Raw genomic sequence first — 17083 nt, 5'->3', positions numbered from 1 at the left:
TCCTTACAAATTAATAAAAACTATGATTTGGAATTATAAACAAATAATTATTAAAAATCTATATTTTTAACATATTTAGCATTTGATTCAATAAACTCTCTTCTAGGTAATACTTCGTCACCCATTAAAGTTGTGAATACTCAATCAGCTCTTGCTGCATCTTCTATTTGTACTTGCAACATTTTTCTTGCAGAAGGATCCATTGTTGTTTCTCACAATTGAACAGGGTCCATTTCTCCAAGCCCTTTATAACGTTGTACATTAATTTTTACATTTGGATTAAGTTGAGACATAATTTCTTCTTTTTGTTCATCATTATAAGCATATTGCACAAATTTATTTTGTTGAATCTTATAAAGAGGAGGTTGAGCAATGTAAATAAAGCCATACTCAATAAGAGGTCTAAAATATCTATAAAAAAATGTCAATAATAAGATTCTAATATGAGCACCATCGACATCAGCATCAGTCATTATAATGATTTTATGATATCTCAATTTATTTATATTAAATTCATCCCCAATTCCTGTTCCTAGAGCTGTTATCATTGCTAAAATTTCGGCATTAGCAAAAACCTTTTTAGGTTGATTTTTTTCAACATTAATAACTTTACCACGCAATGGTAATATAGCTTGTGTAACACGATCACGACCCATTTTTGCAGAACCACCTGCAGAATCACCCTCAACAATATATAATTCACTTATTTCAGCATTCTTACTAGAGCAATCTGCTAGTTTTCCTGGTAACGAGCCTGTATCAAATACCGTTTTTCTTCTTGCTGCATCGCGTGCTGCTAAACCTGCTAAACGTGCTTTTTTAGTAAAAATTGTTTTTTGAACAATTAATTTTGCTTCAGTAGGGTTTTCGTTTAAAAACCTTTCAAAACTTTCAGAAAATACCTTATTTACAGCCATTCTCGCATCTTTATTACCAAGTTTGCCTTTTGTTTGACCTTCAAAAATAGGATTTGAGTGTTTAACAGAAATAATTGCAACAATTCCTTCTTTTACATCTTCTCTTGATACTTTATCATCTTCATTTTTAATAAGTCCACATTCACTACCATAATTGTTTAACAATCTAACTAATGAATCATAAAAACCGCTTTCATGAGTACCACCCTCAACAGTAATAATATTATTTGCATATGAAACAACATTGCCAGTGATTTTATCGTTATATTGAATTGCCACTTCTACTTGAACCGGAGTTTCTCCTTGTAAAGAATATTCTCCCTCTGCATAGATAACTTCATCATGAATTAGTTTTTGTCCTGTATTCATTTCCTTAACAAAATCAATAATTCCACCCTCAAAATAATATTCCTCAAAAGTTTCATCTCTTTCATCACGAACAGAAATTCTAACACCTTTATTTAAATATGCAATTTGTTTTGCGTGATCTAAAATAACAAATTTATCAAATTTATTTTTTTCCATAATTGAAAAATCTGGATGAAATTTAATTTTTGTTCCTGAATCATTTAAATCAGTATTTCCAATAACTTTCAATGATTGAACAATTTTTCCACCATTATTAAAATGAGCATAATGAATTTTTCCATCTCTTTTTACTCATACTTCTAAATCATCACTTAATGCATTAACAACTGAAGCACCCACTCCATGTAGACCTCCAGAAACTTTATAACTATCGGAATCGAATTTACCTCCAGCATGTAACACCGTTAAAACTGTTTCAACTGTTGATAATTTTGTTTTTTCATGAATTTCTACAGGAATTCCTCTACCGTTATCACTAACTTCAATATAACCATCTTTTGTAATTATTATTTCTACTTTATTAGCATAACCTGCCATACATTCATCAACAGAATTATCAACTATTTCTCATATTAAATGATGTAGTCCTTTTATACCTGTTGTGCCAATATACATACCGGGTCTGACTCTAACAGCTTCTAGTCCTTCTAAAACTCTTATATTCGAAGCTGAATATTTTTGATTTGACATGTAACCTCCTCTATTGGGTTTATCTTAATATTAATAATATTAAGATTATATCACAAAAATTATTTTTCAATTGTGTTTAAAAAATGAAAAAAATATGAAAAATATTATAATAAAATTAAAAATATTATTTTACCATAATTACTGTTTTATAAAATAATTGGTAAAAAGAGATAATTGAACTATAAATAAATTTTAAAAATATGTTATCATTATATAACTTAAATTTGTATTAACTAATCAATTAAAAAATTTATTGTAAAAGTAATGTTTTTATGACTGCAAAGTCGTTTTTTTATCTTTTTTAAAAGGAGGGTTTTATGGAAGAACATAAAAATAATAAAGAAATGCAAGAAATTCTTTCAACTCATGAAGCTTTCGTTAATGATGAGAATGAAATTGAAGAGGGAAATAAAAAAAGTAAAACAAGAAGCAAAAAAAAGGTTGTTGAAAAAAAACATACACATTATAGATTAACTAAATTATCTAATTTTGTATTAAAATTGTCTAAATTCTATGCTCCAATGCCCATGTGAAAACTTGGTTTAATTACCGGTGGTTTGGCGGTTTTATTTGGAATAATAAGTGTATTTTTCGTTAAAAACCCTGGTATTTATAATTTTGGTTTAGCCGCATTTGGCCAATCAATTGCACGTTTAACAAATGTATTACTAAGAAATTCTTCTAATATAACAAAACCAATTTATAACATAATCGATAATGCTTTATTCTGGATTTTATATCTATTTTTAAGCATACCTTTATTTATTTTTGGGTGAAAAAAAGTAGGGAAAGTTTTCACAATATTAACTTTAGAATTTTTAGTTGTAAGTAGTTTAATTTCATTTGGAATTGGTCAAATACCGGGTGCTAATGATTTTTATATTATTGGAAATTTTGATCACCCAGAATTTAGTAATAATTTAAAAAATCAAATAGCTAATAATTTATGACAAGGAAAAAATCAATTGTGATCGTTAATTCCTATTCAATGAAATGATGGTGGCAATATAATTGCACAGATTTTATTTTCAGTAACATACGGATTTATGTTAGCCTTTTTCTTTGCTGTAATAGCAATAATTGGGGGTTCAGCCGGAGTTACAGGTATTATAGGCGAATACATGTCTGTTGTAAAACATAAAAACTTTGGCACTATAAATGGATATATAAATATTTTTATTATTTTTATTTCTGTTATTGTTGGAACATATTTACCTGGAAGTTTATTAATAAAGGATTTAAAAGGTATTTCAATAAACTCATTAACAACTAATCAAGCCGAAATAACTAGTTTTAACAATTTAATAAATCTAAAATGAAAACCACCTTTATATTTTTCGCCGAATTTTATTTCAACATTTATTTGTAATTTTGTTTTCGTTGCTTTTTTAAATAGATTGTTCCCACGTTTTAAAATTGTACAATGTAAAATATACTCATCACATATGACAGCAATTAGAAAAGCTATTGTAAATGATAAAAAAACAATTAATAGTTTTACAATAACTGTAGGTGAAAGTGGATATAGCGGACATTCAACTAAAGTATTTTCATCTATAACATTGTATAAACAAATACCTAGATTGATAAAAAGAATTCGTTCAGTAGACAAAAACGCTCTAATTACAATAAGCAATATTGCGTCGGTAGATGGTCAAATTTATATACCAGATGATAAATTTTAAAAGCTTTTGCTTTTATTTTTTATTACTTTTTTAGATATATTAATATAATTAAAATTATGAAATTAAATTATATAGATTACAAAAATTATAGAATTCCTATTTATATTGAGGATAATAAAGTAGATACAACTTTTTTATTTTGTCATGGATTAAATTCAAGCAGCAATTTTATACAAAAAATGCTTAAATATAAGCATGATTATAATGTTGTTGCAATTAATTTCCCAGGAAGTAGATTTTTTAAATCAGTTAAACCTGAAGAAATAACATTAGAATGATGAATTGAAGCCGCAGAACAAGTTATTAATCAAATTAAAACAAAAAACATCATCGTTGTTGGTCATTCAATGGGAGGCGGTGTTGCTTTAAAATTAGCTAAAAATCCAAAAGTTAAAAGAATTATTATGATGTCTACCATAAATCCCAATATGGTAAATACCAATTCTTATTCCATTTTACAAAAGGTAATTTCACCTAAAGGAAAGATGTCATCAATCGTAGGCAAATTTATCACTAATTTTACTTCTAAATTTAACAAAACTAGAAGATTAAATGAAAGTTTTTCTCGTTCAGGTGCTTGATTTAATCTTTTAGAAAAGTATATTCTAAATGAAGAATATATGAAAGAACTAGATAAAGATTATAAAAAATATGCAGATAAAATTATTTTTATTATTGGAGATAAAGACAATATTATAGGAACAAAATACTTTTTAGAATATGCAGAAGAATTAAATGTTCCTTATTTTGTTGTAGGTAGAGGGCACTCTCCTGCTAAAAGTGATCCAAAAAGATTAGCTGTATATTTCAATCGATGAGAAATGCCTAAAAAAAGACATTGATGACAAGGATTTGTTAAATTTAAAAATAAAATTTATGAGGCAACAGATAACAAAAAAGATTCAGATGAAGATATAGAATTGATAGAAGCTGTAGAATTGGTTGAGACATTAAATCAAGGTGGAGAAAATAATGGATTATAATCAATTTGAAATTCAATTAAAAAAAACTTTAACTACCAATAATGGACCTAAATTATTAATGAAATTAATAGATGCTCCTTATCGTTATATATCATTATTAAATCCATTTAATTTTAAAACGAAAATGGAACAATCTTTTCTAAGAACGCAAGAAAATACTTATTACAAATTTTTAAAAGAAATTGCGGAATATTTTTTAATACAATATCAATATGAACTTTTGGACAATAATATTCAAATTCATCGACCTATAAATGAAAATGAATTTGAAACTGTTAAATTAAAACCGCAATTACTTTTCACTGATCAAGAAAAAAATTTAAATGTTGTTTGAATTAAAAAAAGGGATACTTATTCAGCAAGCAAAGCGGTTGAAATATTTGAAAAATTTGTACAAAATATAAAAGATATTCAATTTGGATATAAAGAATATAAAATCAAAGGTTTTATTTGATTTATTGACAATGAATTTCATTTAAATGAAAACTACTATTTATCTCAAATTGATTCTAATTTAGATCAATTAAATCTAAAAATTGTATATTCATCAGATTTTTTAGCACATTTTGATCACAAAAGTGACTGAGAACAAATTGAACAACATATGTATAGTTTTAAACAAAAAGACTATAATTTCTTATTAGAAATGCCTAATTTAGATACAGATTCAGAAACATTAGAGTTTATGATTAACATGAGCAATTCATCATGAGAAAAACTAATATCTAATGATGATATTTATTTAAATATTAGAAACAAAATTTTTGATCAAAGAAACGAAAATTCTAATTTTTTTAAAGCTTTAAAAATAAGAAATATTAAAGAAACAGCATTAGATGAAGATGATTTTAAATTGAAAAGAATGCAATTTGAAAATAATAAATAAAAAAAATTATGTGTTTGGATTTAATTACACATAATTTTTTATTATTCTCCTTGTGTTACATTAAAATAGATGTCATTGAGAGACATTTTATAAACTCCAATAGATTTATAAGACAGATTATTTTGTAAAACACTAGAAACAATATTGTCAAATTCTTTATCATTACATTTAATTAAGATATTAAAATCGCTAACCAAATATTTAATTTTACTATTTTCATTTGATTGAAGATTTTTAACTAAAAGTTCTATTTTATCGATGTCTTCGGATTCTATTCTATAATTAAATTCTTGATTTTGTTCAATTTCTTTAATAGATTTATTCTCTTTAACTTCGCCTAATTCCAAAACTGTAAAAGAATCTATATATTGTGCTAACTCTGTAAGAATATGACTAGAAATAAATATTGTGATTCCTTTTTTATTAATTTCTTTAAGATTCTCATATAATTCAACTCTAACTTTAGGATCTAAATTAGCAGCAGGCTCATCCAAAATTAATATTTGCGGATTGTGAATCAATGCTTGTATAAGTAATATTTTCTTTTTTTGTCCAGATGATAAATAATTACCTTTCTTCATAAAAATTTCTTTTGGTATATTAAAACTCTTTAATCATGTCATAACTCTATTCTTTGCTTCATATTTAGAAAGACCAGAACACTCAGCCATAAATAACAAATATTGTAAAACTGAAAAATTTTTTGGAAATGTTGCTATTTCAGGGACATATCCAATGAAACGTTTAAATTCAATATTTTTAAAAGAAATATTGTTAATCAATATTTCACCTTCTACATCAGGATAAAAACCTAATAGTGAACGGAAAAGAGTTGTTTTACCAGCACCATTCGCGCCTATAAAACCATGAAAAGAACCCTTTTTAACAGTAAATGAAACATTTTTTAAAGCATGTTTTGTAGAACGTTTTTTGTCTTTAAAATATTTATTTACATTTTTTACTTCGATTGCAAAATTATTTTCCATATTATCACCTTTTTCTAAGAATTAAATGATTTCTTTTCATAAAGTTTAGAGCCTAAAAAAGTTAATCCAATTGAAATACTCAAATATAAAATAATAACAAAATACCAAGGATAGACTTTATAAGCAATCTTTTTTACTAATTGCCCAGAAGAAATGTTTACTAATTCATAAAAACCTATATTTTGTGAATTTTCTAAAGTAAATTCATAAAAATTTGGTGAAATATTTTGATTATTTTGTTGAATTGTATCTAAAATTATTTGCTCGCTAATTAAATTTAATAGATCATTTGTAAAAGAATAAACACCTATTTGACTCGTTGAATTTATTTCATGAACAAAGTCTGAATAGTTTGTAGCATTAATTAAGTTATTATAATAATTTTGAGTTTCTGAGGTTAAGTTAGTAACATTAATTTGTTTAATAGCTTTTGACATATATTCAAAAATTATTGATTCTAGATTTTGTGCTATTACTTCTTTTAAATTATTAAAATATTGTAATCTTTGATTTTTTGTAATTAAACTATCTTTAAATTCAACATATTCATTTGAAGATATAATGTTTTGTTTAATTTGATTTATTTTCGTGTCTAATTTGCTAATCAGTTCTTTATAAACCTCTTTATTCAACATCCCATAACCTAAAAAATTTTCTATAGAACTATCTAATTTGTAATTTTCTACAACGAGATTGCTTGCTAAAGATTTTAGCATGTCTTCTATATTGTTAGAGACTTTTCTATTGAAAAGAAGAATATATGGATTATTATTTAAATCATATATTTCACTCTTAGAAAATTCTTTTTCATCAACTTTTTTAATATAAAAATTTGTATTTGTTGCAGGTATAGAATTTTGAATATTCATCTCAATCATATCAATAGAAAAATATGTAAAAACATTTGTGAAATGAACAAATTTTAGTCAATTAGTTGCATTTAAATTATATTTATATATATCTCCTTGTGAAATATTCGCATTGTTAAGTAATTCATAATTACTTTCAAAACCTTTCAACTTTAAATTTCGTTTATTTAGTGATGATAAATTATCTAGATTATCAAGTTTTTTATTTATCAAATAATTATTTGTAACTCGTATATTGTTTCTAGGCAAAGAATATTCAAGAATATTTACCAACATACCACTTGTTATAATTGATGAAATAATCAAAGAAGATAATCCTTTTCTAGAAATCTTTGTATAAAGTGCAGAAGTTAAAGAAACTATAAAAATTGTAATAATTAACATTGTAATGGTTGAAAAAACTAAGAATTTCCAAATAAATAAAAACGTAACTCATTTAATCTTGAATGAAAAACTCAATATTGTAAATGGAACCAAAATAATTAATATATTTGGTAATAACGAAAATAATAAAGCTGTAAGTCAACTTGATCAATACATTTGTTTTCTTGACATAGGTTTGGAAAACATAACATATTCCAAACCTTGATCCTTAAATATACCAAATGTTTTAGAAGAAATAAGCGATGACAAAATGATAAAAGATATAATTTGTTGTAGTATTGTTGAATATGTATAAATATTAGTAATTTTTGACTCTGAAATATCTGTATTATCAGTTAGAATCACACTTAATGATGCAATTATAGCAAACAAAAATAATATTACACTTATAATTCAATTCGATTTATCCTTAACAAAATTAAATCATTGTAATTTAAATAATGTTTTCATAGAACCTCCCGTATATAATAATTTTTAATAATAAAATTATAGTATTATTTGATGTTACTTAAAAGAAAAAATGGAATTTTGTACTATTATTTTTATATAATAATAAAAGCAATAATATAGGAGTATTTATGAATCAAAAAATAGTAAAAAATAGTTTATTTAAGGATAATAAAATGATTATTAAATACATTAAATACCTAGTTGAGTGATTGAAAGAAAAAGTCAAAAACGCAAATTGTAATGGCTTAATATTTGGAATATCTGGCGGCATAGATTCTGCTGTAGTTGCAGCATTGTGTAAAAAAGCTTTTCCGAATAACTCGCTTGGTGTTATTATGCCAATAGACAATATGGAACATGACATAAATGATATTAACCAATTAGTAAATAATTTGAAATTAAACACCAAAAATATTGATTTAAAAAATAGTTTTGTTGCATTAACAAATGAATTAAAGGATATTGATGATAGATTAGCAATTAGTAATATTAAACCTCGACTAAGAATGACAACATTATATGCCTTAGGTCAACAAAAAAAATATTTAGTTGTTGGAACAGATAATGCAGCAGAATATTTTATTGGTTATTTTACAAAATATGGAGATGGCGGTGTAGATTTATTACCTATTTCTCATTTGTTGAAATGTGAAGTTAAAGAAATGGCTAAATACTTAAATATACCTGAATCAATAATTAATAAAAAACCTTCGGCAGGATTATGAGAAGGTCAAAATGATGAAGACGAACTTGGTATAACATACTATGAAATTGATAACTATATAATGGGAAATTATGATTTAATTACACCTGAAAATAAAGAAAAAATGATAAAATTACATAAGTTTTCTCAACATAAAAGAGACAAAGCTTATCAACCTAAAAAAATAAACGAAATATAGAAATAGAAGGAGATAATTATGGCAGGACATTCACATTGAGCAGGAATTAAACATAAAAAAGGAGCTAACGACGCAGCAAGAGGAAAAATATTTCAAAAAATGTTTAAAGAAATATATGTTGCAGCAACAAGTGCAGGAGGACCAGACCCTGATAGCAATCCTGCGTTAAAACTAGCAATATCAAAAGCAAAAAGTAAAAATATGCCTAAAGCAAACATTGAAAGAGCTTTAGCAAAAGCAAAAGGTGATGGAAAAGATAGTTCAGCATATGTTGAAACTTTATTTAATGCAACAATTACAGGAGGAGCAACATTTTTAATACAAACATTGAGTGACAATATGAATAGAACTAAAAGTTCTATGACTGCGCACTTTAATCGTCAAAATGCAACTCTAGGTAAAACAGGACAAATACCTTTTCAATTTGATCATAAAGGAGTTTTAGAAGTTTCAAAAAATTTAATTGATGAAGATTCTATAATGATGTTTGCAATGGAAAATGGAGCAGAAGATTTTGAAGTGAACGAAGAATCTTATTTAATAACAACATTACCTGAAAAATTTTCTGACTGTAAAAATTCTATTGAAGATTCTCTGGGAATAACAGAATTCATGCAATGCGAAGTAACATATATTCCTAATTCAACTGTTGTTTTTAATGGCGAAAAGGCCAAAAAAATTCAAGAATTTATTGAAAAATTAGAAGATGATGATGATGTACAAGAAGTATTTCATAATATCGAATTTGAGGAATAATTTGTAGAAAGAACAAATGGAAAAATTTATTAATATTTTAAAAAGTGGAGCGATATATTTTGGTCAAAATCCTCAAGGATGAGAGCAAGATTTTTTTGCTAGACTATACTTTGTTATAATAGCATCATTTGTAATGCTATTTATTCCTTTTTTAATCACTTTAATTTTTCCTTTTTTAAAAAAAGACACATTAAGTAAAAAAGGAAGTGTTATTTTATATGCTTTTGTAACTGGATTTTTTATAACAATGGCATTATTTGGTTTTTTAAGAGAATCACTGGAAAAAAGTAGTTTAAGTGCGAAAGCCGAAGGTTTTTCTGGATGATCGTTATATGGTTGAAATATATTATTAGTAGGTGGTGGATTAACCGCGGGTTTATCATTTGGTTGATTTTTAAGATTTATTGTAAAAAAAGCAACTTCATCTAAAATAAAAGAAGATCCAAAAGCATCATTATATATTCATATTCATGATTTATCGCATGATCATGAGCATGAAGCTCATGATCACAGCAATATAGCTTTAAATCACAAAATAAGTCACAAAGAAGTAACAAATAAAAAATCAGATACCAAATTAAAAATTGTCGCCTTGTTATTATTATTAACTCATAGAATTCCCGCTGGATTTTTAATAGGCTATAGTTTTAATGCTTTTTTTACAACTGGGGCTCAATTTGGAGCATTAAATGCAGCTTTTTTAATTTCTTTCATTTTACATTTAATACCTGAGGAAATAATTTTTTATTATCGCCAAAGAGAAATGGGAATTTCAAAATGAAAAGCAGTATTTAATTCATTTGCATCACTTTTATTATTTATACCGCTCATGTTATTAGGAATTTATTTAGGAAAATACATAAATCAAATATGACAATTAAGTGCTTTTGTTCAAGCAATGATATCTGGAACATTTTTATTTACAGCAATAATTGAATTTTTACCAGAAATTAATCATGCTCATCATGATAAAAAATTTATTAAAAAGGTTTTATTTGTTTTCTTACTGGGTATTATAATTTGTGCAACAATTTTATCATTTCATGATCATGGAACGTATAATTTTTAAATGAACAAACAATTTTAATTTATAGCTAGTGTTTTAAAAACTAATAAAACACTAGCTTTTTAATATAATTTATTTATGAAAAAAAATGAAAATAAAATATTTGCTGCTGTAGATATTGGCGGTACCAATACACGTTTTGCTCTTTTTGATAAAAATGGAAAAATAGCAATTAAAGAAAAAACATTATCATCACATGATAATGTTTATGAAACTTGTGATTGAATTATAAATTTATTAAATAAATACGAAGTTAATTATTTGGCTCTTTGTGTTCCCGGACCTAGTGATTATGAAAATGGCATTATATTAAATTCACCCAATTTAAAAGGTAGTTGATTAAATTTCAATATGAAAGAATATTTGTTCAATAAATCAAATTTAAAAGATATTATTTTTGAAAATGACGCTAATGCAATGGCATTTGCTAATCATAAAATAGCTAATATTCCAAATAATGAAATTAGTCAATTTTTTACAATAAGTACTGGTTTTGGTGCTGGTTTGATAATCAATGGCAAAATTTATCACGGCAACAAATACTATGCTCAAGAAATTGCTCAAATGCCAATTAGTAGCAAACCATTTTTAGGAGAACACCATTTTAAAAATGATTATGCACTAGAATTGCATTGCTCTGGCACCGGAATTAAAATTAAATCTAAACATCGAGGTGTATCTGAAAGCGCAAAAGAAACTTTTGTTTTAGCAAAAAACGGAAATAAAGGAGCAAAAGAAATTATTGACAACGCAATAGATACTTTAGCAAAACTAATTGCTACAGATTGTGCTTTATTAGCACCTAATCACTTCTTTTTTGGGGGTAGTGTTGCTTTGTATAATCCTGAATTAGTTTATCAAGCAATTGATAAAGCAAAACAAATGAGTGATATAGTTCATTTTAAAAATATAACTTTCGAATTTGACAAATTGGGTGATGATAGTGCTTTATACGGTTTATATTTTCTAATAAAAGACAAAAATAAATAATATAAAATGAAAAAAATAAAAAGTATAATACATAAAAAAATATGGGGATATGAAATATGACTTCATTCTCCAGTAAAAAATATGGAAACAACATATTTTGATACCAATAATAAAACCACAAAGGGATTATTAATCAAAATATTATATGCAAAACTACCCTTATCGATTCAAGTTCACCCAGATGATAAATTTGCAAAAATATTAGAAAATGAACATAATGGAAAAAGTGAAAGTTGATATATTTTAGAAGCAAATGAGCAATCAAAAATTGTATTAGGTTTAAAAAACTATGATTTAGAGAACATTAAAAATACTATTGAATTTAATTTATGAAAAAATTTATTATCTGAAATCAAAATAAATAAAAATGATTTTTATGATATACCTGCAGGATTAGTTCATGGATTAGGAGTTCCAGGAGGCGCAGAAATCAAAGTTATTGAAGTTCAACAACCAAGCGATATCACATATAGATTTTTTGATTATAATAGAAAAAATAATGATGGATACTTAAGAGAATTACACATTAATAAAGCTTTAAAAGTTATCAAAAATATCAAAATAAATTCAACTTTGAAAATAATAAAAAATCCTAATAATGGTTTAGTTTCATATAAAAACCATTATTCTATACAAACTCCTTTAAATAAACAATCTGAAATATTAAAGGCCTGAAATAATGGTTATTTGATAACTTATAATAATCAAGAATATTGTTGTTATGAAATCGAAAAAGGTGAATCCTTTTTAAAAAATTCAATATTTTTTGTTGAAACAATAAATTAAAAAACATTCTATTAAGTACAAAAATTCTAAATATTTTTGTTAAAAGAATGTTTTTTAATACTTAATTTTTATTTATTGTCAAGTGCAAATCAAAAATAAGAACTTAATCGGTGAATCAAAAGTAAGAACTTTTATAATTTTTTGGATATGAAAAAAATATCAAGAAAATTCAAAAACAGATTATGAATTGAAGAAAGAATTTCAATATAAAATAATTGCAAATAATTTGAACAAACCAATAAATTGAATAAGTAAAAAAATAGAATTAAGTTGGCGAATGGTTAAAAAAATGAAATACGATATTTTAAATAAAAACAATCAATTTAAGAGACAAATTTCAGTAAAAGATGTCGATAAATTAATAATCAAATATTATGAACTTTCAAAAAAGGTATTCAAAAATAAAGTTGATCATGATATTACACTGAACTATTTTATGAATTTTGTATTGAAGATGAAACTAAAATCACTCTTTTTTAAATAACTTATTTTCTCGCGGTTTTTGAACGAAATTTATGTCTAAAAAGAAGTGAAGTGAAGCAAGAAAAAAACTGAGAAATTTAAAAAAGGATCAAAAATAGCAAATATTTAAAAGATATAATTAAGCTGAATAAGAGTAAAGAGAAAGCTGTCAAAAAAGCTAGAAAATGTAATAAAAAAAATCTAAATTTGGTGAAATTGTTGAAATCGATGTATGTCAACATGAGTGAATGAATGGTTAAAAATCACATATTTATGTGGCTGTGGACGCATCAACCTCAAGAATTTTATCTCTTCATATTGAAAAAGAAGAAACAAATTTAGGATATATGAAATTACTTGAAGATATGTTTAAAACATATGGTAAAACAAAAACAATTCGTTCTGATAAAAGAAAAACTTTTTGAAGATCTGATTTAACAGATACACCATTAAAACAATCATTAAATGCAAAATGTATTGAATTAGAATCTTCTAGCATAGATATTTTTAAGCCACATGTTGAACGTGCCAATGACTCTTTACAAAAATTTCTTCCAGCACATCTTTATTTACTAAAAATTAATAATTTTGAATCTTTTATAAAAAACAAAAATAGAATAATTGAAACAAAAAATACTATCTATATAAAGAAAATTTGTTTGTTAAAGCAAAAGATGATGATTGAAAACTATTCTTAACAATTAAAAGAAAGATTTATGCTTCTAAAGTTCAATTTAAGAATCAATTTTATGTTTCAATTAATGAAGAAGGTCAACGAGAATTTATATCTTCTGATGATGATGTTCAATTCATAATCAAGATCTCTGGATAGCTGTGCTTTTTAATAAATTATAAAGAATATAAAACGGAAATTTTAAGTGGAAAAAACTTAAACGATTTTCAAAAATTCTGTATCCAATTCAAGTTTGACTCTAGTCAAAGTTATGTTAAAGAAATATACAATTGAAGAGAAAGAAGTTGCTCATTTTATATTATGATCAGCGATTTAGTTGATCAGTTAAATCGTAAATTAATTAAACCTAATCCTGATGACCAAACACTAAAAAAATTACAATTCAAAATGACGAAATTATTAAATTTTTCAACGAATGAAGAAAGGATATAGAAAAAACCCATCTTGTAGAATTTTCAAAGTAATGAGATAGGTCTAAACAGAACCATAATTCCTATGGAATTATAGTTTTTTTTACATAAATTTTTAAAGTAAATTAAACATAAAAAGTTCTCGATTTTGTTTTGCGCTTTACATTTTTACTTTTTTTATACTTTTTTATTAAATTTATTTTTTCATTTGTTTTAAAAATTAAATTTTCACGATAAATCTTTTAACAGTTATTTATTCTTTTATTTTTAAAACAACTAAATTATTATTTTTGCTTTATTAAATTTAAAAAATATGATTTTAATTTTCTGATTATTTTAAATTTTTGAAGCTATTTTTTGAATTTTCTTAAAAACTTTTTTCTTTTGTAAATCATTTTTGAATTTTAATGAACCTACTATATATGTTTTTTTAACTTTAATTCCACAAAAATTTAAAATACATTTTTTTAATTGATTAACACCGGGTTGTTTAAATATATATTTATACGCTCATTTTGGACTATCACAAGTTGTTAAAATATGTGCTGTTTTGTTTATTAAATACTTTTCTCATAAATTACTATTTTTTTTAAATTTAAAAGCTTGTCCAGGTAAAAAAATTCTATCAATAAAACCTTTCATTAAAGCCGGAAAACCCCCTCATCATACAGGATGAATAAAAACTAAATGATCAGATTCTTTAATCAAATATCAAGCCTTTTTTAAATCTGGTTCTAATTCCATAATTGTTTTATACCCGTTTTTCAAATTTATTTCGAAATCTAATTCTCTAAGATTTAAAATCTTAACTTGATTATTTTTTAAAACTGATTCTTCATAATAAATTTTTGCAATTTTTTCATTAAAAGAACCGAGAATTGGGTCACAATTTATTATCAATATTTTTTTCATATATAAATCCTCTATTCTCTTAGTGTTTTTTCTCCATTACTTTTTTAGATTTTTACTATGAAAATAAAAAATCAATCATTTCTTCATAATAATCTAAAAATATATTATTTTTTATCATACTCATTATTTCATCAATATTTACTCATTTAAAGTCTTCTACTTCTTTGTTTGGAACTTTTACTAAAAAAGAATGTTTTTTAATACTTAATTTTTATTTATTTTTGATCATTCATAAATAATTTTTTTAGAATTATTTAATTTTTCATAATTTTTTGGATCTATTTCTAAAATTGCCTCAAATAATAAATCACCAATTAAAATTTGAGCAATTTTACTACTTAGAGGCACTAGAATATGTTCATCATGTATTTTTCTATAACGCAAATAAACATCTATATCTCCTAGTGATTCTTCTTCATTATTTGAAGTTATAACAATTGTTTTTATATTCTTTTTTGTTGCCTGATTTAAAATAAATTTCGCTTCATTGGTTTGTAAATTATTTGAAAATATAACAATTAAATCATTCTGTTTGATATTTGCTAAACTTGGAAAAAAAATATGAAATTCACTAGCAAATATTACGTTTTTTCCAATTTTTAAAAAATTAGATGCTAAATCTATTGAAGCTCTATGAGATGCACCAGAACCATGTAAATATATTGTGCTCGATTCATTGATAAGTTTAGCAGCTTCAACAATTTTTTCTAATAATTCCTCGTTATATGTATTATCTAAAGCATATTTATGAGATGCTGCAATTAATTTATAATTATTAAACCTATCATCTTCACTTCATGAAATAGGGTACTTTTTAGAAAAATTACTTAATACTCTGTTAATTGAAGCTATAAATTCTCTATAATCTTTATAACCGTATTTTCGAACAAAACGCGATACATTTGCATTAGATGTATTGCTATTAATAGCTAATTCTTGTTGTGAAAAATCAAAAAAATCTCCATTAAATGTGTTGATAAAATTCAATACTTGACGTTCTTTTTTAGTTAATGGAATATTATCATCAAGTATTGGGCGTAAAACTTTTTTTGTCATATATATACCTCTAAAATATTTTGTCTTAAATTTAAAATTAAAATAGGAAATTATTTAGAGCTACACCTACCAAATTGATTTATTCTATTAAAATAATAGTAAGAAAAAGAAAACAATAAATATTTAAAATTTATAAAATTTCAATAATTCATATTTTCCTTTCATGATTTACAAATAAAAATCTCATTATTAATTATAACTAGATTTTTAGTATTTTTTGTACATTTTTATATGATTTTCTATGTTCATTAGTTATTCCAAATATTCTCATTTCTTCTTGATGCTGTTTTGTACAATAACCTTTATGTTTTGCAAAATCAAAATTTTTATATTTTTTTGATAATTCAATCATAATATTATCTCTTGTAACTTTTGCTAATATAGATGCTGCCGCAACAGTAATAGCTTTTTGGTCACCCTTTATCAAATTAATTTGTTCATATTTTAATGTTTCAATTTTTTCAAAGTCAGTTATTAATAAATCAGGTTGACATTTTAATTTATTTAAACAATTCTTCATTCCTATTCTTGATGCTTGTTTAGGATTAAATTCATCCACTTGTTTTGGAGAAAGAATTTCAATATGGTATTCAATACAATCAGATATTATTTGATCAAAAGCAATAATTCTTTGCTTAGCACTTATTTTTTTTGAATCATTTATATTATCATTTCTATAATTTTTAGGAAACACGACGCAAGCAATAACTAACGGTCCTGCGCAGCATCCACGTCCAGCTTCGTCGAAGCCAGCAATTATTTTATATTTATTTTCCAATTTTTGTTCGAAATTAAGCATTTTTAAATAACAAAAAATTTACCGAAGTAAA

Annotated in this window: 17 protein-coding genes; 11 read left to right on the top strand and 6 right to left on the bottom strand. The window is 24.5% G+C overall.

Going from position 1 to position 17083, the window contains the following annotated elements; translation table 4 throughout:
- Positions 1-50 precede the first annotated feature (50 nt).
- On the bottom strand, positions 51-1976 hold the full coding sequence (gyrB, locus tag T388_RS0100425) for a DNA topoisomerase (ATP-hydrolyzing) subunit B (RefSeq protein ID WP_027120380.1): 1926 nt from the start codon (positions 1974-1976) through the stop codon (positions 51-53).
- 317 nt (positions 1977-2293) lie between these two features.
- Here gyrB and T388_RS0100420 point away from each other — a divergent pair, with 317 nt between their 5' ends.
- Genes T388_RS0100420 through T388_RS0100410 form a run of 3 tightly spaced genes read left to right on the top strand, consistent with a single transcriptional unit; the run spans position 2294 to position 5530 of the window.
- Positions 2294-3661: a DUF2179 domain-containing protein gene (locus T388_RS0100420; RefSeq protein ID WP_027120379.1), complete on the top strand. Its 1368-nt coding sequence runs from the start codon at positions 2294-2296 to the stop codon at positions 3659-3661.
- Between the two features lie 56 nt (positions 3662-3717).
- Positions 3718-4644: an alpha/beta hydrolase gene (locus T388_RS0100415; protein ID WP_027120378.1), complete on the top strand. Its 927-nt coding sequence runs from the start codon at positions 3718-3720 to the stop codon at positions 4642-4644.
- Positions 4634-5530: an HpyAIV family type II restriction enzyme gene (locus T388_RS0100410; RefSeq protein ID WP_027120377.1), complete on the top strand. Its 897-nt coding sequence runs from the start codon at positions 4634-4636 to the stop codon at positions 5528-5530. The genes T388_RS0100415 and T388_RS0100410 overlap by 11 nt, the downstream gene beginning before the upstream one ends.
- Positions 5531-5571: 41 nt before the next feature.
- Here the strand turns inward: T388_RS0100410 and T388_RS0100405 are convergent, their stop codons facing one another.
- Together T388_RS0100405 and T388_RS0100400 are read right to left on the bottom strand one after the other, a co-directional pair.
- Complete coding sequence (locus T388_RS0100405; protein ID WP_027120376.1) at positions 5572-6516, bottom strand: ABC transporter ATP-binding protein; 945 nt, start codon at positions 6514-6516, stop codon at positions 5572-5574.
- 14 nt (positions 6517-6530) lie between these two features.
- The gene (locus T388_RS0100400; protein ID WP_027120375.1) at positions 6531-8219 is read right to left on the bottom strand and encodes an ABC transporter permease; all 1689 of its coding nucleotides are present in this window, start codon (positions 8217-8219) and stop codon (positions 6531-6533) included.
- A gap of 128 nt (positions 8220-8347) precedes the next feature.
- Between T388_RS0100400 and nadE the strand changes: the two genes are divergently transcribed.
- The 8 genes from nadE (at position 8348) to T388_RS03870 (ending at position 14013) form a co-directional block, all read left to right on the top strand.
- Positions 8348-9121: an NAD(+) synthase gene (gene nadE / locus T388_RS0100395; protein WP_027120374.1), complete on the top strand. Its 774-nt coding sequence runs from the start codon at positions 8348-8350 to the stop codon at positions 9119-9121.
- Between the two features lie 18 nt (positions 9122-9139).
- Positions 9140-9877 (top strand): YebC/PmpR family DNA-binding transcriptional regulator, encoded by a 738-nt coding sequence (locus tag T388_RS0100390; RefSeq protein ID WP_027120373.1) that lies wholly within the window; start codon positions 9140-9142, stop codon positions 9875-9877.
- Positions 9878-9893: 16 nt separating this feature from the next.
- Positions 9894-10946 carry a ZIP family metal transporter gene (locus T388_RS0100385; RefSeq protein WP_027120372.1) on the top strand — a complete coding sequence of 351 codons (1053 nt, stop codon included), beginning with the start codon at positions 9894-9896 and terminating at the stop codon, positions 10944-10946.
- 75 nt (positions 10947-11021) lie between these two features.
- Entirely contained in the window at positions 11022-11933 is a 912-nt protein-coding gene (locus T388_RS0100380) for an ROK family protein (protein WP_027120371.1), read from the top strand.
- Between the two features lie 81 nt (positions 11934-12014).
- Positions 12015-12719: a type I phosphomannose isomerase catalytic subunit gene (locus T388_RS0100375; RefSeq protein ID WP_169733520.1), complete on the top strand. Its 705-nt coding sequence runs from the start codon at positions 12015-12017 to the stop codon at positions 12717-12719.
- An 82-nt stretch (positions 12720-12801) separates the two neighbouring features.
- The gene (locus T388_RS0100370; RefSeq protein ID WP_027120369.1) at positions 12802-13203 is read left to right on the top strand and encodes a hypothetical protein; all 402 of its coding nucleotides are present in this window, start codon (positions 12802-12804) and stop codon (positions 13201-13203) included.
- A 253-nt stretch (positions 13204-13456) separates the two neighbouring features.
- On the top strand, positions 13457-13879 hold the full coding sequence (locus T388_RS0100365; protein WP_027120368.1) for a hypothetical protein: 423 nt from the start codon (positions 13457-13459) through the stop codon (positions 13877-13879).
- A complete protein-coding gene (locus T388_RS03870; protein ID WP_156930238.1) occupies positions 13837-14013 on the top strand; it encodes a hypothetical protein in 177 nt (58 codons plus the stop codon). The genes T388_RS0100365 and T388_RS03870 overlap by 43 nt, the downstream gene beginning before the upstream one ends.
- Positions 14014-14621: 608 nt before the next feature.
- On the opposite strand, the gene T388_RS0100350 is transcribed toward T388_RS03870, so the two are convergent.
- The 3 genes from T388_RS0100350 to T388_RS0100340 form a co-directional block, all read right to left on the bottom strand.
- Positions 14622-15197, bottom strand: a complete 576-nt coding sequence (locus tag T388_RS0100350) for an NAD(P)H-dependent oxidoreductase (protein WP_027120367.1) — start codon at positions 15195-15197, stop codon at positions 14622-14624.
- A gap of 204 nt (positions 15198-15401) precedes the next feature.
- Positions 15402-16253 carry a MurR/RpiR family transcriptional regulator gene (locus T388_RS0100345; protein WP_027120366.1) on the bottom strand — a complete coding sequence of 284 codons (852 nt, stop codon included), beginning with the start codon at positions 16251-16253 and terminating at the stop codon, positions 15402-15404.
- A 199-nt stretch (positions 16254-16452) separates the two neighbouring features.
- Complete coding sequence (locus T388_RS0100340; protein WP_027120365.1) at positions 16453-17052, bottom strand: ribonuclease HII; 600 nt, start codon at positions 17050-17052, stop codon at positions 16453-16455.
- Positions 17053-17083: the final 31 nt, after the last annotated feature.

Origin of the sequence: Mycoplasmopsis lipofaciens ATCC 35015, from assembly GCF_000686585.1 — a bacterium.
In the GTDB taxonomy this organism is placed as follows: Bacteria; Bacillota_I; Bacilli_A; order Mycoplasmatales; family Metamycoplasmataceae; genus Mycoplasmopsis; species Mycoplasmopsis lipofaciens.
Note: the sequence above shows the minus strand (reverse complement) of the source record. Positions and strands in the feature narration are given on the sequence as shown.